Consider the following 19911-nt stretch of genomic DNA (forward strand, 5'->3'; position numbering starts at 1 on the left):
TACCAGCACGACGTTCGAGGCTCCCCCTTCGAATGCCATGACGCGATGAACAACGCGTTCTGCCGCATGCTGGGCTCCGCTTGCGGCCGGGCGGCGAATCCGAGCTTCCGTTCATACCGTTCGACGCCGCGCGAGCATCAGGAACGCAACGGCTCCGTGCCACTGCATTCCCACAGCGGCGGCGCTGGCCCTTCGAGTGGCACCGCTCCCGACCCCCGCAATGCCCTCGTTCGCTCCGCCGGCGCGATTTACCGCTCCGATTGTCAACAATCACTTTGACAATTTGCCATGGGCGTTTATGCAAGGGGTGACCAAACGGGAGATGACCATGGTAAGACCGTCGACGATCCGGACCGTCGAGGCGCGGACGATCCGGGTTCCGCTGGATTCTCCGACCTCCTTCTCGACCCGGCAGGTGCATCACCGCGACTACGCGGTCACCCGCGTCACCACCGACGACGGCGTGCGTGGCATCGGCTTCTGCTATGGCGGCAGCGATGCCGGCAGTCTGGTCACCCAGGGCGTGCGTGAGCTTTTCGCGCCGCTCCTGATCGGCGAGGATGCGACGCGCGTCGAAGGCCTGTGGGGCAAGATGTATGCGTCGGGCCTGCTGCAGGGCCGCGCCGGTTCACTGATGCGCTCGCTGTCGATCCTCGACATCGCGCTGTGGGACCGCAACGCCCGCGCCGTCGCCATGCCGCTGCACCGCTATCTCGGCGGCTATCACGACGTGAGCGTGCCGGCCTATGCGTCGGGCGGCTATTATCTCGACGGCAAGTCGCCCGAGGCGCTGGGCGAGGAACTCGCCGGCTATGTCGCGTTGGGTTTTCAGGCAGTGAAGATGAAGGTCGGCCGGCTCGACCCCGCCGGCGAGGAGGCCCGCATCCGGGCTGCCCGCGAGGCGATCGGCCCCGACGTTCTCCTGATGCTCGACGCCAACAATGCCTGGAGCGACCTGCCGACCTGCCTGCGCTTCATGGATCGCTACGAGCCCTATGATCCCTACTGGATCGAGGAGCCGTTCTCGCCGGACGACATCGCCAACCATGCGCGCCTCGCCCAGAACACCCGTGTCCCGGTCGCCACCGGCGAGATCGAGGCCGGCCGCTGGCGGTTCAAGGAACTGCTCGACCAGGATGCCGCGGCGATCCTGCAGACCGACGCGGCCGTGTGCGGCGGCATCAGCGAATATCGCCGCATCGGCGCGACCGCGGCGAGCTACGGCGTCAAACTGTGCCCGCACTGGTTCCACGATCTGCACGTCCATCTCGTCGGCTCGGCCGCCAACGGCCAGTTCGTCGAATATTTCCCGGACGACCAGGTGCTGAATTTCCGCCGGCTGATCGATCGCCAGCTCGAGACGAAGGGCGGACGGCTCATCCTGCCGACCGAGCCGGGCCTCGGCTTCGACTTCGACGACAAGGCGCTCGACGCCTTCGCCCTCGACGACTGGGCGTAGGCACCGTTTTCGCGAGGGGGCGACGACGGGGCGACCGCGGCGCCGACGCCGCATCTTGAGGGGGATTAGACCATGCCGGCCGATGCGATGAGGGGCGTTCTGTCGCCCGTGGTGACACCGTTCGACGCGGAGCTGCGCCCGGACAGGGCGGCCTGGCTCGCCCATTGCCGCTGGCTCCTGTCGCAGGAATGCGGCCTGGCGATCTTCGGCACCAACAGCGAGGCCAACTCGCTGGCCGTCGCCGAGCGCCGGTCGCTACTGGAGGCTGCCTTCGAGGCCGGTCTCGATCCGGCCCGCATGATGCCCGGCACGGCGTCCTCGGCATTTCCCGAGACGGTGGAGCTGACCCGGGCGGCCGTCGACGGCGGGGTCGCCGGCGTCCTAATGCTGCCGCCCTTCTACTACAAGAACGTCTCCGACGACGGCCTCTTCGCCTATTACAGCGAGGTGATCCAGCGCGTCGGCGATGCCCGGCTGCGGGTCTATCTCTACCATATCCCGCCGGTCGCCCAGGTCCCGATCTCGCTGCCGCTGATCGAGCGGTTGCTGAAGGCCTATCCGGGCACGGTCGCAGGCATCAAGGACTCCTCCGGCGACTGGGAGAACACCCGGGCAATGATCGCGGGCTTCGACGATTTCGCCGTCTTCGCTGGCTCGGAGGCCTTCCTGCTGGACACGATGCGAGCCGGCGGCGCCGGCTGCATCAGCGCCACGGCCAACATCAATCCGGCCGCCATTCACGACGTCTACGCCAATCGGCAGGCCGCCGATGCGGACCAGCGCCAGGCAGCGATCACCGATTTCCGCAAGGCCGTCGCCGCCTTCCCGATGATCCCGGCGCTGAAGGCGACGATTGGCCTGGCCACCGGCGAGCGCGGCTGGGAGCGGGTGCGCCCGCCGCTGACCCCGCTCGCCGACGCCGATCTGGCGTCGCTGTCGCGGATGCTGGACGGCCGCGGCTTTGCCATGCCGGGCCGCGGGGACGACGCCTGATGAGTGGCGTCGCCATCGTCGGCGCCGGCACGATGGGCCGGGCGATCGCCGCGGGCTTTGCCCGCTCGGGGAAGCGGACCCTCCTCGTCTCCCGCGATCCGGCCGGTGCCGATCCCGCCCCGGCGGGCGTTGACCTCGTCGGCGCCCTGCCCGACGAACCGCCGGCCATGGTCGTGGAGGCGATCCCGGAGGATCTGGCGCTGAAGACCGCCTTCTTCCGCTCGGTCGAGGCGCGTTACGGGCCGGATTCGGCCCCGCTGATGGCCTCCAACACCTCCGGCCTGCCGCTGCAGGACATCGCCGACCGGCTGGCCAGGCCCGATCTTTTCCTTGGCATCCACTGGTTCCACCCCGCCGACGAACTGCCGATGGTGGAAAGCGTGCGCGTCGCCCAGACGGCGCCGGCGACGGTCGACACCGCGCTCGCACTACTGCGCGCGGCCGGCTGGGACAGCATCGTCGTGCCGCGGCCCGTCCCCGGCGCGGTCGTCAACCGCCTGCAGCATGCGATCCTGCATGAGGCCTATCACCTGATGGCCGAGGGGCTGGCAAGCGTCGAGGACATCGACCGGGCGGCGCGCTGGCTGCTGGGGCCCCGCATGTGCATCGCCGGGCTTCTCAAACAGAAGGATCTCGCCGGCCTCACCGGCCATATCCTGGCCCAGCGCAGCATCGTGCCGGACCTCTGCCACGATGCCGAACCCAATGAAGCGATCCAGGCAATGCTGGAGCGCGGCGAGACCGGTGCGCTGGCCGGCCGCGGCTTCTACGACTGGGACGGGCGCGACGCCAAGGCGGAGATCGCCGCGGCGGCCGCGCGGCTGCGCCGCCTGATCGCCCATCTGGACGAGCCGGCGTAAAACGCCGCGCTCAGGTGAAGCGGGTGCGGAACATCTCAATGTAATGGTTCTTCGCCGGTGCGAGATGCGCCCGGCACAGCGCGATCAGTTCGGCGCGGTTCTGCGAACGGATCGCCGCGATCATCTCCCGATGCGCATTGGCGGCCCAGAGCAGATAGCCCCTATCGTTGACGAAGATCGAGCGATAGGCATGCGACTTCTGGGCGAAGCTGTTGATCGCCTCGATCAGCGCCGCATTGCCGCAATGGGCAAACAGCGCCTGATGGAATTCGATGTTGGAGCGGAACACGCCGCGCCGGTCTTCCGCCTCGATCGCCGCCGAGTGCCGGTCCTGGATCGCCTCGAGCTCGGCAATTGCCTCATCGGACATCGGCAGTTCGATCAGCGATGCCGCATGGGATTCCAGCAGCTCGCGCACCGCATTGATGTCCTCGACCTCGGCCTCGCTGTAGAGCCGCACGACCGCGCCGCGATTGCGGACCCGGTTGACCAGCCCGAGCCGCTCCAGCTCGATCAGTGCCTGGCGCACCACGTGGCGCTTGGCCTGGAACCGGCTGGAGATGTCTTCCTCGATCAGCCGTTCGCGGGGATGCAGGCGACCGAAGACGATGTCTTCCTCCAGCTGCCCGGCGATCTCCAGCGACGCCTCCTCGCCGCTCTGTCGGCCCGTGGCCGTCGCATAGGTTTCGTCAGCATCGCCGGGTGCGGCCGTTCTGGACATGGATTGGCAACTCCTGCGATCGAACGGCCCCGCATAGCGGCGCCGGAAGGTTTGCTCAACTGACGATGGTGTCAGTCGCGGCTCCCCGCGACGTCCCCCTCCACCGAGGAAACGGTCCTGGCCGCCGCCGGCTTGCGGAACAGCCGGGCCAGCGAGCCGAAGAAGGGTGTTGCCTGCAGGATCGACAGGAAGGCCACGGCCAGCAGGGTCGCCGAAATCGGGTTCTGCAGGAAGATCATCCAGTCGTTGCGCCCGATCAGCATCGATTGCTGCAGCGTCGTGTCGAGGATCGGCCCGAGGATCAGCCCGATCACCAGCGGCGGCGTCGGGATGCGGAACTGGTCGAAGACGAAGCCGACCATGCCGAAGGCGATCATCAGCCCGACGTCGAACACCGAATTGTTGATGGCGAAGGAGCCGATCACCGACAGGACGACGATGATCGGGCCGACGACGCGGTTGGGGATCCGGGTCACGGTGATGCAGGCGCGGGTGAACAGGAGGCCGACGACGAACAGCGCGATATTGGCGAACATCACCGCCCAGAGCAGCGTGTAGGTGACGTCGCCATGCTCGGTCATCAGCGATGGTCCGGGCAGGATGCCGTGCACCATCAGGCCACCCAGCAGCACCGCCGTCGAGGACGAGCCGGGAATGCCCAGCGAGATGGTCGGGATCAGCGCGCCGCCGACGACGGCGTTGTTCGCCGCTTCCGGCGCCACGATGCCGGCCGGATAGCCGGTGCCGAACTCCGCCTTGTGCCGCGAAAAGCGCTTGGCCTCGTTATAGGCGAACCAGGATGCGGTATCGCCGCCCGTGCCGGGGATGAGGCCGACGAAGACGCCGATGAAGCCGGAGCGCACGCTGTTGGGCAGGAGCTTGAGGAACTCCGCGCCGGTCGGCAGCATCCGGTCCCGCACGCTGGAGACGCGCTCGTCCTGGTTGGAATTGCCCTGCACGATCAGCCGGATCGCCTGGGGAATGGAGAACAGGCCGATCAGCGCGACGGTGAAATTGACGCCGCCGAACAGGTCCAGCACCCCGAAGGTGAAACGCGGGGTGCCGGTCGTCGGGTCCATGCCGACAGTGGCGATCAGAAGCCCGATCGCGCCGGACATCAGGCCGAGGATCGCCGATCCCTGCGACAGCGAGCCGATGATGGTGATGCCGAGGACGGCGACCGCGAAGATCTCCACCGGGCCGAAATTCAGCACCACCCGGCCGAGCAGCGGCGCGACGGTGAGGAGCACGATCGAGGAGATGACGCCGCCGATCAGCGACGCCGTCAGCGACAGGCCGAGCGCCTTGCCGGCAAGCCCCTTCTGCGCCATCGGATAGCCGTCGAGGACGGTGGCCGCCGCCGCTGGCGTGCCCGGCGTGCGCAAGAGGATCGCCGCGACGGAGCCGCCATACATCGCCGCCAGATACAGCGAGGCGAGCATGGCCAGCCCGGTTTCGGGCCGCATCGAATAGGTCAGCGGCAACAAGAGCGCGATGGCCATCGTCGCAGAGAGGCCGGGCATCGCGCCGACGAACATGCCGATGAGCGCGCCGGCGAAGATCGCCAGGAGATTGATCGGGTCGACCACATTGGCCAGGCCGATCCAGAGGAAGGATTCAGGCATGACGGGTCTCCTCAGACGGCCGGGTAGAGGGGGATCGACAGGTTCAGGAAGTAGACGAAGACGGCCCAGATGAACCCGGTCACCACGAGCGTGGTCAGGACGGTCGCGGTCCATCCGATCGGCCGCAGCACGGCCAGCGGGATCAGGAGGAACAGCGGCGTCGCGACGAGATAGCCGACATGATTGATGCTCCAGGCATAGAGCACGATCAGGCCTGCGAAGCCGGTCCCGACGGCGATGTCGCGCCATGCGAAGGGCGGGACGAGCACCAGCGTGCCGGCGACTTTCTCCCGGCGCCATGCCAGAAGCGTCTGTGCGATCGCCGCGAGCGCCAGGATCAGGACGATCCAGCCCAGAAGGTTCGGCAGGCGGGCAGCTGTTCGGGGATAGGCAGCGGCCTCGCTCCAGAAGAAGAAGACGAGCGCGATGGCCGCGAGCGCAACCAGGATTCGACCCATGACATGGTCTCCGGACGGAGTCTGTGGCGGGGGCGGCGGGTCGCCGCCCCCAAGGGTGCTACTTGGCCTGGACTTCGTCCTTGATGTCGGCCCAGATCTCCCGGTACTCGCCTTCCTGCTTCTTCAGGAACGCGGTGTAGTCGTCACCGCCGATGAAATCGATGTTCATCGCCGATGCCTTGGCCTTCTCGAGGAATTCCGGGTTCTCGGTCACCCGGCGCAGCGCCTCCACGAACTGCGTGCGGGCCTCTTCCGGGAAACCGCCGGGGCCGCTGTAGCCGCGCGACGAACCGGCGACGAGATCGTAGCCGAGCTCCCTGGCGGTCGGCACGTCCGGCAGCTCCGGCAGGCGCTCTTCGGTGAACACGGCGAGGGCGCGCAGATTGCCCTCCTTCACCTGCGGATAGGCGACGCCGACATTGGTGAAGCTGGCGTCGATCTTACCGCCCATCGCGGCGGTCCAGGACGGGCCGTCACCCTGGAACGGCACCTTCTGGAGCTGTACGCCCGCCGCCTTTTCGAACATCAGCGAAGTGAAGAAGTCGTCGCCGCCGACGCCGGAATTGCCGACGGTCACGGTGCTCGGATTGTCCTTCGCCGCCTTGACGAAATCCTCGAAGGTCTGGAACGGGCTGTCCTTGGCGACGACCGCGATGCCCGGATCGGTGACGACATTGGCCAGCGGGGTGATCTCGTCGACGGTGTAGGTGATCGACGGATTCATGATGTAGTTCGTCGTCAGCATCGGGGTGTTGGTGATGCTGACCGTGGCGCCGTCGGGCTTGGTCTGCTTGGCGAGCTGCGTCCACGCGATCGCGCCGGTCGCACCGGGAATGTACTGGTTGACGAAATTGACGCCGAGCTCTTCGGCGAGGAACGGCTGGACGAGCTGCGCCAGGGCGTCGGAACCGCCGCCGGCCTTGAAGCCCTGCATGACGTTGATCTCGTCGGATGCGGAGTATTTGGCGTCCTGTGCAAAGGCGGGCGCGACGATGGCGGTGGTAACGGCGAGAGCCGCGACAATGGTCATTCTCATGGGTGGATCCTCCCTTTTGGATTGACGCACTCCTCCAAGCGCGTCGATGGACCTTATCGACACCTGTGCAGGTGTCAAACATATTGTTGACAATCTTGGCAATCGTCTGTCAGGTCAACCCAGAGCAGCAGGCGTAAAAGGGTAAGGAGCGTATCGCATGTCGGAAGAGAACGGACGGGGGCTGAAGAAGGGACTGACGAGCTACGGCGATGCCGGTTTCTCGCTGTTCCTGCGCAAGGCCTTCATCAAGGGCATGGGCTATTCCGACGATGCGCTCGATCGGCCGATCGTCGGCATCGTCGATACGGCCAGCGGCTACAACGCCTGCCATGCCAACGTCCCGGACCTGATCGAGGCGGTGAAGCGCGGCGTCATGCTGGCCGGAGCCCTGCCGGTCCCCTTCCCCACCATCTCGATTCATGAATCCTTCTCCCATCCGACCTCGATGTATCTGCGCAATCTGATGGCGATGGATACCGAGGAGATGATCCGCGCCCAGCCGATGGATGCGGTCGTCCTGATCGGTGGCTGCGACAAGACCGTGCCGGCCCAGCTGATGGGCGCGGCGAGCGCGAAGGTCCCCGCGATCCAGCTCGTCACCGGGCCGATGCTGACCGGCAGCCATCGCGGCGAGAAGGTCGGCGCCTGCACCGATTGCCGCCGCTTCTGGGCGCGCCATCGCGCTGGCGAGGTTGATGCCGAGGAGATCTCCGACGTCAATTCGCAGCTCGTGCCGGGCGCCGGCACCTGCGGCGTGATGGGCACCGCCTCGACCATGGCCCTCGTCGTCGAGGCGCTCGGCATGATGGCGCCGGGCGGCGCGACCCCGCCGGCGGTCTCCGCCGACCGTCGCCGCATCGCCGAGACCACCGGCGCGCTGGCCGTGCAGATGGCCGCCAGCAACCTGACGCCCGACAAGATCATGACCACCAAGGCGTTCGAGAACGCCCTGACGGTGCTGCTCGCCACCGGCGGCTCGACCAATGGCATCGTGCATCTGGCCGCCATGGCCGGCCGCCTCGGCCTGACCCTCGATCTCGACGCCTTCGACCGGATCGGCCGCAAGGTGCCGGTGCTGGTCGACCTGAAACCGTCCGGCCAGCATTACATGCAGGACCTGCACGCGGCCGGCGGCCTGACCACCATCCTGCGCGAGCTGAAGGACCTTCTGCATCTCGACTGCCTGACGGTCACCGGGCGCACGCTCGGCGAGGAGATCGACGCCGCGCCCGCCGGCTGGCAGCAGGCAATCGTCGCTCCGGTCTCCGCACCGCTCTATCCGGAAGGCGGCATGGCCGTGGTCCGCGGCAATCTGGCCCCCGGCGGCGCCATCGTGAAGCAGTCGGCCGCGACCCCGGCGCTGATGAGCCACACCGGCCGGGCCGTGGTGTTCTCCTCCATCGCCGACATGGCCGAGCGGGTCGATGATCCCGATCTCGACGTGACCGCCGAGGACATTCTCGTCCTGCAGAATGCCGGACCGAAGGGCGCGCCCGGCATGCCGGAAGCCGGCTACATGCCGATCCCGCGCAAGCTCGCCGCCGCCGGCGTCAAGGACATGGTCCGCATTTCCGACGCCCGCATGAGCGGCACGGCGTCCGGCACCATCGTCCTGCACGTGACGCCGGAAAGCGCCGAGGGCGGCCCGCTGGGCCTGGTGCGCACCGGCGACCGGATCACGCTCGACGTGCCGAACCGCGCGATCTCGCTGGACGTCAGCGAGGCCGAACTGGCCGAACGCCGCAAGAGCTTCGTCGCCCCGGTCCATACCGGTTCCGATCGCGGCTACAAGCGGCTGTTCCTGGAAACGGTGACCCAGGCCGACAAGGGCTGCGACTTCGACTTCCTCGTTCCGCCCGCCAGTGGCAGCGTGCCGGAAACCCGGGGATGAGCCAGCGCTACGATTATCGCGCGCTGATCGGCTACGCGCAGGACGCGCTTGCCGCCAGCGGCCTCGACGCCGGTCACGCCGAGATCGTCGCGGAGACGCTTGTCGAAGGCGATCTCCTCGGCCATTCCACCCACGGCCTGGCCCTCCTGCCGCGCTATCTCAGGGAGCTCGCGGCCGGGCACATGACCAAGGCAGGCGAGCCCTCGGTCGTTCGCGACCATGGTGCCTCGGCGGCCTGGGACGGCAAGTATCTGCCGGGCCCGGTGCTGGTGCGCCGAGCGCTCGCTCAATGCACGCAGCGGGCTCGCGACACCGGCGTCGCCACCGTGGCGATCGGCCAGAGCCACCACGTCGCCTGCCTTGCCGCCTATCTGAAGGCGGTGACTGACGAAGGGATGGCGGCGATCATCGCCTCGTCCTCGCCGGCCACCGCCTCGGTGGCGCCCTTCGGCGCCGTGGAGGGCATCTATTCGCCCAATCCGATTGCGGCGGGCTGGCCGACGGGCGGCGATCCTGTTCTCGTCGACATCTCCGCCTCGATCACCACCAACAGCCTCGTTGGCGAACGCGTCGAAGAAGGACGCCGCCTGCCCGGCGCCTGGATGATCGGTCCCGACGGCACGGCCAGCGACGATCCGGCCCTCCTGACAGCCGAGCCCGCCGGCGCGCTGCTGCCGCTGGGCGGCACCGAATACGGCCACAAGGGCTTCGCCCTCGGCCTGATCGTCGAGATGCTGACGGCGGGTCTGGCCGGCCATGGCCGCGCCGACGCCCCCGACCAATGGGGCGCCTCGGTCTTCGTGATGGTCGTCGATCCGGAGCACCATGGCGGCCGTGCCGCCTTCGAGCGGCAGACCGGCTTCATGGCCGGGGCCGCACGGGGCGCGAAGGTGCCTGACGGTGCCAGCGCGGTGCGCCTGCCGGGCGAACGGGCGCTGCGTCTTCGCCGCCAGCAGATGGCGGAGGGGGTCGCCCTGTCGGATGAGCTTCTCGCGCGGTTGCGCAAGGCACTGCCGGACCGCCCGCTGGACGCCAGCCGGTAGGGCTGACCGAGACGAGACATCGGACCATCAGGGAGAACACGATGACGGATCAGACCGGCGGCCGGGTGGCTGCGGGCACCCCCACCGGCGTCGCCGAGGCGCGGCGCGAGGAACGGCTTCCGCGCAGACTTCGCAACATCTTCAATATCGGCGAGTTCGAGCCGGCGGCCCGCAAGCGGCTGCCGCGCGGCGTCTTCTCCTACATCTCCGGCTCGGTCGAGACCGGCGCCGCCTTTAAGGCGAACCGCAGCGACTTCGAGGACATCCGCCTCGTCCCGCGCATCCTCGCCGGCCTTGCGGTCCGCGACCAGAGCCGCACCCTGTTCGGCAAGACCTGGAAACACCCCTTCGGCATCTCGCCCATGGGGCTCAGCGCCCTCACCGCCTATGACGGCGACATCGTCCTCACCCGCAGCGCCCATGAATGCGGCATTCCGGCGGTCCTCAGCGCCACCTCGCTGATCAGCCTCGAGCGGGTCGCAAAGGAAGGCCATGCGCGCTGGTTCCAGGCCTATCTGCCCGGCGACGACGCGCGGGTCACCGGCATGGTCGACCGCCTCACCGCCGCCAATTACGACACGCTGGTCATCACGGCGGATGTGCCCGTGGCCGGCAACCGCGAGGATTCCAGGCGCGACCGCTTCGGCGCGCCGATGAAGCCCAGCCTCGATCTCGCCCTGCAGGGTGTGGTGCGGCCGGGCTGGGTGATGGGTACCATGGCCCGCACCCTGATGAACCACGGCATGCCGCATTTCGAGAATGCCGATGTCGAGCGCGGCCCGGCGATCATCTCCAAGAACGTCGTGCGCTCCTTCGGCGGGCGCGGCACCTTCTCCTGGCGCCACGCGGCGATCGCGCGCGAGCGCTGGAAGGGCAAACTCGTCATCAAGGGAGTGTTGTCGCCGCAGGATGCGCGCCGGGCCCGCGAACTGGGAGCGGACGGCATCATCGTCTCCAACCATGGTGGCCGGCAGCTCGATTATGCGGTGTCGGGAATTGCGGCGCTGCCGGCGGTGAAGGCCGCGGCCGGCGACATGGCCGTCATGCTCGACGGCGGCGTGCGGCGCGGCTCCGACGTCCTGAAAGCGATCGCGCTGGGCGCGGACTTCGTCTTTGTCGGGCGGCCGTTCCTGTTCGCAGCCGCCGTGGCGGGCGACGCCGGCGTCAGGCACGCCGTCTCGCTGCTCGCGGCCGAGATCGACCGCGACATGGCGATGATCGGGGCGCCATCGCTGGATGCGATCACCCCGGACATCCTCGCCGAAAATGCACTGGCGCGCCCTTGAGGCCGCGCCAGGCGCTTCGGTCTCAGTCCATCAGATGCGGATAGCGGTTGCGGAACTCGGCCCGCATCCGGCGTGCTTCGCGCAGGCTGCCGGTGGCGCCGCGCAGATAGTCGATCATGCGGGAGTAGCTCTTGGGAGCGCGTGCGTCGATCGTCATGTCTCTTCCTCGCCGAGCGAATTGCTGTGCCATTGAATTATGCCGGCGCGGCCGTCCCGGTTAGGGCCTCTGGCGAATAGCTCCCATGCGGAAGCGGCAGGGAAGCGCATGTTCCACAGAGTTGCGACAACGAAAAAGGGCCGGTGAGACCGGCCCTTTTCGTTGCATGTGGTGTGAGGCGACGCCGCGCTATTTGTAGAAGAAATCCACCAGCGACAGCGACACGGCCGGCACGTAGGTCACCAGAAGCAGGACCACCAGCAGGATTCCGATGAAGGGCAGGTTCGTCCGCGTCGTGCGCCAGATGTCGGTGCGGGCGATCGAGCAGGCCGTGACCAGCACGCTGGCGACCGGCGGGGTCTGCTGGCCGAGCGCGATGTTCAGCGTCAGGAGGATGCCGAACTGCACCGGATCGATGCCGATCTGATGCACCAGCGGCATGAAGATCGGCACCGTCAGGATGATCGCCGCGGCCCCGTGCAACACCATGCCGACGAACAGCAGGAAGACGTTGATGATCATCAGGACGAGGAACTTGTCCGTCGTCAGCGTGGTGATGCTCGCCGCCAGACGCTGCGGCATCTCGGTCTCGGTCAGATAGAGGCCGAGAACCGCGGAACTGGCCACCAGCAGCATGACGACGGCGGTCTGGATCACCCCGTCGGTCAGCGCATGGTAGAACAGGCGGATGTCGATCTCGCGATAGACGAAGCCACCGATCACCAGCGCCGCGATGACGGCGAGCCCTGCGCCCTCGGTGGCGGTGACGAAGCCGCCGAAGATGCCGCCGAGAATGATCACCGGCAGGATCAGCGCCCAGCCGGCGTCCTTCGCCGCCTTCCAGAGCCGGGTCAGGCTGAAGGCCTCCTCGCGCGGCAGGTCGTAGCGCACCGCGAAATAGTAGCACAGCGCCATCATGCCGAAGCCGCCGAGCAGGCCCGGCACGATGCCGGCCACGAAGAGCTGCACGATCGAGGTGTCGGACAGGGCGCCGTAGAGGATCATCGGGATCGACGGCGGAATGATGATCGCCAGCGATGCCGAGGACGAGGTGACCGCCGCGGCCATGCGGGGCGAATAGCCCTTCTTCTTCATCGCCGGGATCAGCACCGAACCGATCGCCGCGACGTCAGCGACGGCCGAGCCGGAGATCTCGGCGAAGAACAGCGACACGCCGACATTCACCATGGCGAGGCCGCCGCGCATGAAGCCGATCAGCGCCGAGACGAAATTGATCAGCCGGCGCGAGATGCCGCCGGTGTTCATCAGCGCACCGGCGAGGATGAACAGCGGAATGGCGATCAGCGGGAAGCTCGTGGCCCCGTCGAACACCGACAGCGCGGCGTTCAGGAAGCCGAGATGGCCGTTAAGGATGTAGACGCCCACCAGCGCGCTGGCGAGGATCGCGACGGCGATCGGCAGGCCGATGGCGATCATCACGAACAGGGACAGAAGGATCAACGCCTCGGTCATTTGGATTCTCCAGCGCGCGAAGCTTCAAGCTCGGCCTGGGCGCGAGCGATTTCGGCGGCAATCTCACGCTCCTCGGGGTCGAGCCCGATCCTGGCGTCCTCGTAGCGTTCGGGCAGCGTCAGGAGACGCGCCAGGATCACCAGGCCCGCACTGACCGGCAGGATGCTCTGCACGAAGCTGCGGGAGACGAAGCGCACCGAGATCAGCGTCTCGTTGCCGAAGATGTCGAGAATGGCCCAGCCGGCCCAGCCGATGACGGCGAAGGTCGCGAGGAAGATCAGCTCCACGCCGGAGAACAGCAGCAGGCGGCCCTTCGGCGGCAGGGAATAGAGCAGGCCGCTGAAGCTCAGATGCGCATTGCGCATGGTCGCAAGGGCGGCGCCGGTAAAGGTGATCCAGGCGAGGAGCACCGAAGCGACCTCGTCGTACCAGATCAGCGAATTGCCGGAATAGCGGTAGCCGACGCCGAGCAGCACCACGAGAGCGAGGACGACGAGCAGGAAGATCGTCACGGCCTGAAGTGAGACGTCAAGCCAGCGGGCGAGCCGGGACATGGGTGGGTTCCCCCGATGAAGAGTTCTTGTGGGCAGGGCCCGGACCGGTCGGCGGGGAGAGGCCTCGCCCCTCCCCGCCGGTCATGGATCGCGATCGATCAGTCGGCGAGCGACATCGCCTTGTCGATCATCTCCTGCCCGCCATCGACTTCGGCGGCGAACTTTTCATAGAGCGGCTTGGAGGCGTCGACGAAGGCCTGGCGATCCGCCTGGTTGACCTTCATGCCGGACTCCTCGAGCTCCTTCAGCAGCTTGTCGTCATCGGCTGCGCCCTGCTCGCGGGCCCACAGCGCCACTTCCTCGGCGGTGGTCTTCAACACCTCCTGGATCTCCGGGTCGAGCTTCTCGAAAGCGGTGACGCCGACGGTCGGATAGGCCGGCGAATAGACGTGGCCGGACATCGACAGATATTCCTGCACCTCGTTCAGCTTGCCTGCCGAGATGTTGGTCAGCGGGTTCTCCTGGCCGTCGATGACGCCGGTCTGCAGCGCGACGAAGACTTCCGAGAAGGACATCGGCGTCGGGTTGGCGCCGTAGGTCTTGAACATCTCGACGCGCCAGGACGAGTTCGGCGTGCGGATCTTCAGGCCTTCCAGGTCGGCCGGGGTGTTGATCGGCCGCTCGTTGTTGGTGATCTGGCGGAAACCGTTCTCCCAGATGGCGAGCGGGCGATAGCCCTGCTCCTCGGCGGCCGGAACCAGCACGTCGCGGAACAGCGTCTCGTCGATCCGCGCCAGGTGATCGCGATCCTTCACCATGAAGGGCAGGTCGAACAGCGCGTATTCGGCGGCGATCTCCGGCATGGTCGAAGACGGCAGGGTCATGTGCATGGTGCCCAGCTTGATCTTCTGGAGCATGTCCTTGTCCTTGCCGAGCTGCGAGGAGTCGAACACCTTCACCACGGCGGTGTCGCCGAGCTTCTCGTTGGCGCGGCGGGCGAACTCGCTAGCGGTGCGCTCCTGCAGCGAACCGTTGGCAGCGCTCAGGCCGAAGATGATTTCTTCCTGCGCCTGGGCGAAGCCGCTGGCGGCCAGAAGTGCGGCGGCGGCAACGGCCGATTTCAGCGTGAAGTGGATCATGTGGGTCCTCCCGTCAGATCGTTTGGGTTAAGTGGTGGCTGGTGTCTGCGCGACGCGACCTTGCCGGTCGTCTTGGATGTATTGGAGGGGCACTCGCCCCCTCAGGCGGCCCGGGGTCCCTGCAGCCCCTTGGCGAACAGTGCCGACAGCGGCGTTTCCGGCGGCGGCAGGATGTCCCCCTCGGCAGCCTTTCGGGCCGCCAGCATCAGGCCGAGTTCGATCGCCTTCTGCCCGGCGCCCGGATTGGCGATGCCCTGTCCGGCGATGTCGAAGGCCGTGCCGTGGGCCGGCGTGACGATCGGGAACGGATAGCCGGCGATCAGCGTGACGCCGCGATCGAAGCCGATCAGCTTCATGGCGATCTGGCCCTGGTCGTGGAACATGGTCAGGACGGCGTCGAACTCGCCCTTCATGGCGCGCACGAAGACCGTGTCGGACGGCACCGGACCGGTGACGGCCATCTGGTGGGCCTGGGCGCGCTGGACAGCCGGCAGGATGATCGCGTCATCCTCGGTGCCGAAATTGCCGCCGTCGCCGGCATGCGGATTGAGGGCGGCGACGCCGATGCGCGGCCGCTCGTAGCCGGCGCCCTGCATCGTCTCGATGGTCAGCCGCAGGCTCTCGAAGACGCGATCCTCGGTGATCGACTCGGCGACCTTCGACAGCGGGATATGCGAGGTGCAGCGGGCGTTCCAGACCTCGTCGAGGACGTTGAACTCGCTGCCGTTCTTGGTGACCTCGATGGTCCGGTTCACGAAGCCGATCTCGTCGACATAGTCGCTTTCCGACAGGCGCATCGAGTGCTTGTTGAAGGGCGTGAAGAACACCGCGTCGGCATAGCCGTTCTTGGCCGCCAGAAGCGCGCAGCGGAAATTCGCCAGCGCCGAGGCGCCGCCCTCCGGGCTCGAGGCGCCCAGCGTGATCGCCGCCGGATCGCAATTCTTCAGATCGACGAAGCAGCTGCGCTGCGGCCGTTCGCTACCGAGTTCCTCGGCCGTCACATTCGGCAGATCCAGCGTGACGCCGGCATGGCCGGCGCCCATGTCGAGCACCCGGCGGTCGCCGATCACCAGAAGGGTCGCCGTCTGCGCCACGGGGTCGGCGAGAAGCCGCGCGGCCAGCTCCGGGCTGATTCCGGCCGGATCACCAATGGCAAAGGCCAGGACTTGGGACTGGGGCATGCTGTTTCCTCACCGGTTCCGCATATCGCATTTTGCATACGATATTTTTCTTTGCCCCCACAAGCCCCCTTTTTGCTATAATCTCGGCGACGACCCGAGCGACGCAGGAAGGTGAACCACATGGATGCGGCAGAGACGGCGACGCTGGACGCGCCCCTGATCCAGCGGCAGACCCTGCACGAGCAGGTCGCCGGGCGGATCCGCGACATGATCATCGAGGGGCATCTCGCGCCGGATTCGCGAATCAACGAGGCGGCCCTCGTCCAGAGCCTTGGCGTTTCGCGCACGCCCCTGCGCGAGGCGCTGCGCACCCTGGCCGGCGAAGGGCTGATCGACATCCGCCCGTCGCGCGGCAGCGTCGTGCGGCGCCTGTCGCCGGAAGACGTCGCCTCGATGCTGGAGGTGCTGGCCGAGCTCGAGAAGCTGGCGGGCCGCCTGTGCTGCGAACGCGCCACCGACGACGAGCTCGCCGAATTGCTGGCCGTGCACGACGCCATGATCGGCTATTACGAGAAGCGCGAGCGCCTGCCCTATTACAAGATGAACCAGGCGATCCATTCCGGCATCGCCCGGCTGTCGCGCAACAACATGCTCATCGACGTGCAGGGCACCATCCAGGGCCGGCTGAAGCGCATCCGCTTTCTCGGCAATCAGGGGCCGGAGGCCTGGGCCAAGGCGGTCGCCGAGCACGAGGAGATGGCCGTGGCCCTGCGGAACCGCGATGGCGAGCGGCTCGGCGAGGTCCTCGCCCGGCATCTGCAGAAGACCTGGGACCGCGTGAAGACCGTCGTCTAGCGACGAGGCGACATCGAGCTGTCGGGATCGGGGCTCCGCCAGCGATCGAGCCGGCAGCTTCGCGACGCAACCGTCCCGACGCCGCGGTTCATCCATTACCGGAAGACGCCACAGCGATCCTGTCCGACACGGCAACCCGCCGGCCATTGTCCCGGACCCCGGCAGACTAGTAAGGTCGCATGATCTTGGCGCCCGTCTTGCCGGGCTCCCGCAACCGGATCGCCGACGGCATCCGGCTTCGACAGAGGCAGCATCCACCCCATGACGACAGACGCGTCCGTTTCCGACCGGCCCGGCGAGGCCGTGAGCCTGCCATGGCTGCTGGCCGAGACCACCATCATCCAGGCGCTCGGCACCGCCGCGGTGCTGACCGTGCCGGCCCTTGCCCCCGCCGTCGCGCTCACCCTCGGCGTGCCGTCGAGCTTCGTCGGCTATCAGGTCGGGCTGGTCTATCTGGCGGCGATGCTGTCCTCGCTGGTCGGCGGCGCGGTCGTGTCGCGCTGGGGCCCCTGCCGCACCGGCCAGACCGCAATGGCACTGACGGCCGCCGGCTGCCTTCTCGCCAGCATTCCCCATCTGGCCGGCATGATCGCCGGCTCGCTGGCCATCGGCCTCTCCTACGGGCTGATCAACCCCTCCGCCTCCGATCTCCTGCAGCGCCATTCGCCGGCGCATCGGCGCAATCTCTTCTTTTCCATCAAGCAGACCGGCGTCCCGATCGGCGGCATCATGGCCGGGCTCATCGGCGCGCCGATGGCCGTGGCGTTCGGATGGGGCGCCGCGCTGTGGGCCGTGGCCGCGTCCTGCATCGTGCTGATGCTCGCGCTCGAGCGTGGCCGCGCCCGTCTCGATGCCCATGCGAACCCGGCAACCCGGCTGCTGCGCTCGGCCGGCCTTGGCCTGACGACCATCCGCTCCGACCGCTCGCTGCTCATGCTGGCCGCGGCGTCCTTCTGCTTTTCCGCCATCCAGCTCTGCCTCGTCGCCTTCCTGGTCGTGCTGCTGGTGGAGGAGCTGCAGATGGGCCTCGTCGAAGCCGGCATGGTCCTGGCCGCTGTCCAGGTCATGGGCGCCGTCGGCCGCCTGCTGTGGGGCCATGTCGCCGATCGCATCCACAGCGGTCTCGCCGTTCTCACGGGCCTCGCCGCGCTGATGGCCGTGGTCTCGACCACGATCCTCTTCGTCTCGCCGCAATGGCCGCTCGCCGCGGTGATCGCAGCCTTCATGCTGCTCGGCCTCACCGGCGTCGGCTGGAACGGCGTCTATCTCTCCGAAGTCGCGCGCCTCAGCCCCCTGCGCGCCGTCGGCTCGGTTACGGGAACCGCGATGTTCGTCACCTTCGCCGGCGTGCTGGTGGGGCCGACCCTGTTCTCCTCGGTACACAATCATGTCGGCAGCTATATCGGCAGCTACGGCGTTCTCACCGTCCTCGCCATCATCGGCGGCTGTCTGGCCGCTGCCACCTGGCGGCGCGATCGGCGCAAGACCGGCGCCGCGGATCCCAGCCCGGCGTGAACAGCCGGCTCAGACTTTCCGTCGTAGGCGGCGGAATAGTGACAGGCGCATGTCCCCATCTGGACGGCCGGAGCAGAAAGGCGCCTGACAGGCCATGACACGGCTTCTGACGATCATCGCCCGCAATGGGCGCTGGATGCTGGTGGCAGGCCTTGTCGGCGGCGTGCTGTTTCCCGGCCTCGCGTCACTCATGCGGGCGGGCCTGTTTCCGCTGATCGCCGCGATTCTCTTCGTCTCAGTCCTGCGGGTGGATCCCGCGCAGATCGCGCGGTCCCTCACCCATATGCGCCGCGACGTGCCGCTGGTCCTGTTCCTGCAGCTCGCGCTGCCCCTCGCCGTCGCCGCGATCCTTTACCTCGGCAATATCAGCGGCCCCCTCGCCAGCGTCGTCATTCTCACGCTGGCCGCCGCGCCGATCACCGGCGGCGCCGGCCTCGCCGCCCTCACCGGCCTCGACGGCATGACCGCCCTGCGACTTCTGGTCTGGGGCACGATCCTGCTGCCGCTCACCTCGATGCTGCCCCTGCAGATCGTCTTTCCCGGCGCAGCAATCTCACCGCTGGAGCCCGCATTGCGCCTTCTCGGCGTCATTGCGCTGGCCGGTGGCCTGGCGGTCGTCGTGCGGCAGATCTGGCGGCCCGCACCGCAGTCGGACGCGATTGTCATGCTCGATGCCGTCAGCGCCCTGCTGCTCGCGGCCCTGGTCCTCGGTCTGATGGACGCGATCCAGCCGATGCTGCTGCGCGATCCGCTGCAGGTCGCCGGCATGCTCGCGGCCGCTTTCGCGCTGAATTTCGGGCTACAGATCGCGGCCAACACCGCCATGCGCCGCGCCGGCAGCGATCCGGCCATCGGCGGCGCCGTGGCGCTGATGGCCGGCAACCGCAATCTTGCGCTGTTCCTGGTCGCCCTGCCCCCTGCGTCTTTGGAGGCCATGATGGTCTTCGTCGGCTGCTACCAGATCCCGATGTTTCTCACCCCACTCCTTATGCGCGGCTATTATGGCCGGGCCGGCAGGCACTGAACGGGGAACCGGCGCCGTGCTGAGGGTGTAGAAAACTCAGGATGGAGCCACATGCCGGGGCCGCCTTCACGGGAGGCTCCTCCGTGATCTTGCGAGTGCATCCTCGAACTGCGGCGGTGTCAGTTCCTACACGCGCACCCTTCGCCGGAGAGATCGCAGTCATAAGGAAGAGCCGGCAACTGACGCAGAGCGCCTATAGCTTCTACCGGCCACTCCCGCCGGGCCGTCAATGTCGGCGACAATCGCGCGATGGCCCCGAGTGCGAGGAAGGCATCCTGGTCTTCTCATCTCAAGCCGCACCGGGCGCCTATCGGCCGTCTCGCTTGAGATCAGGCCTAAAACATAGCCTCTGAACGCAAAAAGCCCCTCGGCTGTGGAGCGCGAGGGGCTTTGGTGCTTGGCGTGAAGAAGGGGTCTCAATTGACAACTTGCGATTTGCAGACCTGGCGGCGACCGACTTTCCCGCGTCTTGAGACGAAGTATCATGGGCGCTGGGGCGTTTCACGGCCGAGTTCGGAATGGGATCGGGTGCGGCCGCCCCGCTAGAACCACCAGGTCGGCAAATCGCAAGTTGGAAGCTGGTCTTTTGGACATTGTGATTGGTGCGCACCCTTTTGGGGGGTGGGCATTGACGAATGAGAATGATCAAGCCGATCGAGCGATTAGTACCGGTAAGCTTCATGCGTTGCCGCACGTCCACACCCGGCCTATCAACGTGGTGGTCTACCACGGCTCTGATAGGGAGAACTCGTTTTCAGGTG

General features: G+C 67.3%; 18 protein-coding genes and 2 rRNA genes. 9 read left to right on the forward strand and 11 right to left on the reverse strand.

Annotated features, from left to right (window positions below; translation table 11 throughout):
• Positions 1 to 328 precede the first annotated feature (328 nt).
• The 3 genes from H536_RS0121235 to H536_RS0121245 all read left to right on the forward strand — a co-directional run bounded on the left by H536_RS0121235 (position 329) and on the right by H536_RS0121245 (position 3312).
• The gene (locus tag H536_RS0121235) at positions 329 to 1459 is read left to right on the forward strand and encodes a mandelate racemase/muconate lactonizing enzyme family protein (protein WP_029703829.1); all 1131 of its coding nucleotides are present in this window, start codon (positions 329 to 331) and stop codon (positions 1457 to 1459) included.
• A 72-nt stretch (positions 1460 to 1531) separates the two neighbouring features.
• Entirely contained in the window at positions 1532 to 2452 is a 921-nt protein-coding gene (locus tag H536_RS0121240) for a dihydrodipicolinate synthase family protein (RefSeq protein WP_024352336.1), read from the forward strand.
• Positions 2452 to 3312, forward strand: a complete 861-nt coding sequence (locus H536_RS0121245; protein ID WP_024352337.1) for a 3-hydroxyacyl-CoA dehydrogenase family protein — start codon at positions 2452 to 2454, stop codon at positions 3310 to 3312. The genes H536_RS0121240 and H536_RS0121245 overlap by 1 nt, the downstream gene beginning before the upstream one ends.
• Positions 3313 to 3322: 10 nt before the next feature.
• Here H536_RS0121245 and H536_RS0121250 read toward each other — a convergent pair whose 3' ends face one another.
• The 4 genes from H536_RS0121250 to H536_RS0121265 form a co-directional block, all read right to left on the reverse strand.
• The gene (locus H536_RS0121250) at positions 3323 to 4033 is read right to left on the reverse strand and encodes a GntR family transcriptional regulator (protein WP_024352338.1); all 711 of its coding nucleotides are present in this window, start codon (positions 4031 to 4033) and stop codon (positions 3323 to 3325) included.
• A gap of 71 nt (positions 4034 to 4104) precedes the next feature.
• Positions 4105 to 5658, reverse strand: a complete 1554-nt coding sequence (locus H536_RS0121255) for a tripartite tricarboxylate transporter permease (protein WP_024352339.1) — start codon at positions 5656 to 5658, stop codon at positions 4105 to 4107.
• A gap of 11 nt (positions 5659 to 5669) precedes the next feature.
• Complete coding sequence (locus H536_RS23490; protein ID WP_024352340.1) at positions 5670 to 6116, reverse strand: tripartite tricarboxylate transporter TctB family protein; 447 nt, start codon at positions 6114 to 6116, stop codon at positions 5670 to 5672.
• 58 nt (positions 6117 to 6174) lie between these two features.
• Entirely contained in the window at positions 6175 to 7152 is a 978-nt protein-coding gene (locus tag H536_RS0121265; RefSeq protein ID WP_228241227.1) for a tripartite tricarboxylate transporter substrate binding protein, read from the reverse strand.
• A gap of 157 nt (positions 7153 to 7309) precedes the next feature.
• Between H536_RS0121265 and H536_RS0121270 the strand changes: the two genes are divergently transcribed.
• Genes H536_RS0121270 through H536_RS0121280 form a run of 3 tightly spaced genes read left to right on the forward strand, consistent with a single transcriptional unit; the run spans position 7310 to position 11372 of the window.
• The gene (locus tag H536_RS0121270) at positions 7310 to 9043 is read left to right on the forward strand and encodes an IlvD/Edd family dehydratase (protein ID WP_024352342.1); all 1734 of its coding nucleotides are present in this window, start codon (positions 7310 to 7312) and stop codon (positions 9041 to 9043) included.
• The gene (locus tag H536_RS0121275) at positions 9040 to 10086 is read left to right on the forward strand and encodes an Ldh family oxidoreductase (protein ID WP_024352343.1); all 1047 of its coding nucleotides are present in this window, start codon (positions 9040 to 9042) and stop codon (positions 10084 to 10086) included. Before H536_RS0121270 ends, H536_RS0121275 begins: the two co-directional genes overlap by 4 nt.
• Positions 10087 to 10127: 41 nt before the next feature.
• A complete protein-coding gene (locus H536_RS0121280; protein ID WP_024352344.1) occupies positions 10128 to 11372 on the forward strand; it encodes an alpha-hydroxy acid oxidase in 1245 nt (414 codons plus the stop codon).
• 22 nt (positions 11373 to 11394) lie between these two features.
• Here H536_RS0121280 and H536_RS25415 read toward each other — a convergent pair whose 3' ends face one another.
• The 5 genes from H536_RS25415 to H536_RS0121305 all read right to left on the reverse strand — a co-directional run bounded on the left by H536_RS25415 (position 11395) and on the right by H536_RS0121305 (position 15816).
• Positions 11395 to 11529, reverse strand: a complete 135-nt coding sequence (locus tag H536_RS25415) for a hypothetical protein (protein WP_266102179.1) — start codon at positions 11527 to 11529, stop codon at positions 11395 to 11397.
• 189 nt (positions 11530 to 11718) lie between these two features.
• Positions 11719 to 13002 (reverse strand): TRAP transporter large permease, encoded by a 1284-nt coding sequence (locus H536_RS0121290; RefSeq protein WP_024352345.1) that lies wholly within the window; start codon positions 13000 to 13002, stop codon positions 11719 to 11721.
• On the reverse strand, positions 12999 to 13556 hold the full coding sequence (locus H536_RS0121295) for a TRAP transporter small permease (protein ID WP_024352346.1): 558 nt from the start codon (positions 13554 to 13556) through the stop codon (positions 12999 to 13001). The genes H536_RS0121290 and H536_RS0121295 overlap by 4 nt, the downstream gene beginning before the upstream one ends.
• A gap of 98 nt (positions 13557 to 13654) precedes the next feature.
• Positions 13655 to 14635: a TRAP transporter substrate-binding protein gene (locus H536_RS0121300; protein WP_024352347.1), complete on the reverse strand. Its 981-nt coding sequence runs from the start codon at positions 14633 to 14635 to the stop codon at positions 13655 to 13657.
• A gap of 101 nt (positions 14636 to 14736) precedes the next feature.
• Positions 14737 to 15816: a 4-hydroxythreonine-4-phosphate dehydrogenase PdxA gene (locus H536_RS0121305; RefSeq protein WP_024352348.1), complete on the reverse strand. Its 1080-nt coding sequence runs from the start codon at positions 15814 to 15816 to the stop codon at positions 14737 to 14739.
• Positions 15817 to 15927: 111 nt separating this feature from the next.
• Here H536_RS0121305 and H536_RS0121310 point away from each other — a divergent pair, with 111 nt between their 5' ends.
• From H536_RS0121310 to H536_RS0121320, 3 genes are all read left to right on the forward strand, one after another.
• Positions 15928 to 16611, forward strand: coding sequence for a GntR family transcriptional regulator (locus H536_RS0121310; RefSeq protein ID WP_024352349.1), 684 nt, complete (start codon positions 15928 to 15930; stop codon positions 16609 to 16611).
• Positions 16612 to 16872: 261 nt separating this feature from the next.
• Entirely contained in the window at positions 16873 to 18126 is a 1254-nt protein-coding gene (locus H536_RS0121315; protein ID WP_051141676.1) for an MFS transporter, read from the forward strand.
• A gap of 94 nt (positions 18127 to 18220) precedes the next feature.
• On the forward strand, positions 18221 to 19150 hold the full coding sequence (locus H536_RS0121320) for a GumC domain-containing protein (RefSeq protein ID WP_024352351.1): 930 nt from the start codon (positions 18221 to 18223) through the stop codon (positions 19148 to 19150).
• 441 nt (positions 19151 to 19591) lie between these two features.
• Here H536_RS0121320 and rrf read toward each other — a convergent pair.
• Positions 19592 to 19706 (reverse strand): 5S ribosomal RNA (gene rrf / locus H536_RS0121325).
• 85 nt (positions 19707 to 19791) lie between these two features.
• Positions 19792 to 19911: ribosomal RNA gene (locus H536_RS0121330) — 23S ribosomal RNA — on the reverse strand; the annotation flags it as partial.

The sequence above is a fragment of the Aurantimonas coralicida DSM 14790 genome (assembly GCF_000421645.1).
In the GTDB taxonomy this organism is placed as follows: Bacteria; Pseudomonadota; Alphaproteobacteria; order Rhizobiales; family Rhizobiaceae; genus Aurantimonas; species Aurantimonas coralicida.

What these genes read in the sequence shown, in the direction of transcription:
- H536_RS0121235 (WP_029703829.1), top strand. Translation starts at nt 329, where the DNA reads ATGGTAAGACCGTCGACGATCCGGACCGTCGAGGCGCGGACGATCCGG.
- H536_RS0121240 (WP_024352336.1), top strand. Translation starts at nt 1,532, where the DNA reads ATGCCGGCCGATGCGATGAGGGGCGTTCTGTCGCCCGTGGTGACACCG.
- H536_RS0121245 (WP_024352337.1), top strand. Translation starts at nt 2,452, where the DNA reads ATGAGTGGCGTCGCCATCGTCGGCGCCGGCACGATGGGCCGGGCGATC.
- H536_RS0121250 (WP_024352338.1), bottom strand. Translation starts at nt 4,033, where the DNA reads ATGTCCAGAACGGCCGCACCCGGCGATGCTGACGAAACCTATGCGACG.
- H536_RS0121255 (WP_024352339.1), bottom strand. Translation starts at nt 5,658, where the DNA reads ATGCCTGAATCCTTCCTCTGGATCGGCCTGGCCAATGTGGTCGACCCG.
- H536_RS23490 (WP_024352340.1), bottom strand. Translation starts at nt 6,116, where the DNA reads ATGGGTCGAATCCTGGTTGCGCTCGCGGCCATCGCGCTCGTCTTCTTC.
- H536_RS0121265 (WP_228241227.1), bottom strand. Translation starts at nt 7,152, where the DNA reads ATGAGAATGACCATTGTCGCGGCTCTCGCCGTTACCACCGCCATCGTC.
- H536_RS0121270 (WP_024352342.1), top strand. Translation starts at nt 7,310, where the DNA reads ATGTCGGAAGAGAACGGACGGGGGCTGAAGAAGGGACTGACGAGCTAC.
- H536_RS0121275 (WP_024352343.1), top strand. Translation starts at nt 9,040, where the DNA reads ATGAGCCAGCGCTACGATTATCGCGCGCTGATCGGCTACGCGCAGGAC.
- H536_RS0121280 (WP_024352344.1), top strand. Translation starts at nt 10,128, where the DNA reads ATGACGGATCAGACCGGCGGCCGGGTGGCTGCGGGCACCCCCACCGGC.
- H536_RS25415 (WP_266102179.1), bottom strand. Translation starts at nt 11,529, where the DNA reads ATGACGATCGACGCACGCGCTCCCAAGAGCTACTCCCGCATGATCGAC.
- H536_RS0121290 (WP_024352345.1), bottom strand. Translation starts at nt 13,002, where the DNA reads ATGACCGAGGCGTTGATCCTTCTGTCCCTGTTCGTGATGATCGCCATC.
- H536_RS0121295 (WP_024352346.1), bottom strand. Translation starts at nt 13,556, where the DNA reads ATGTCCCGGCTCGCCCGCTGGCTTGACGTCTCACTTCAGGCCGTGACG.
- H536_RS0121300 (WP_024352347.1), bottom strand. Translation starts at nt 14,635, where the DNA reads ATGATCCACTTCACGCTGAAATCGGCCGTTGCCGCCGCCGCACTTCTG.
- H536_RS0121305 (WP_024352348.1), bottom strand. Translation starts at nt 15,816, where the DNA reads ATGCCCCAGTCCCAAGTCCTGGCCTTTGCCATTGGTGATCCGGCCGGA.
- H536_RS0121315 (WP_051141676.1), top strand. Translation starts at nt 16,873, where the DNA reads ATGACGACAGACGCGTCCGTTTCCGACCGGCCCGGCGAGGCCGTGAGC.
- H536_RS0121320 (WP_024352351.1), top strand. Translation starts at nt 18,221, where the DNA reads ATGACACGGCTTCTGACGATCATCGCCCGCAATGGGCGCTGGATGCTG.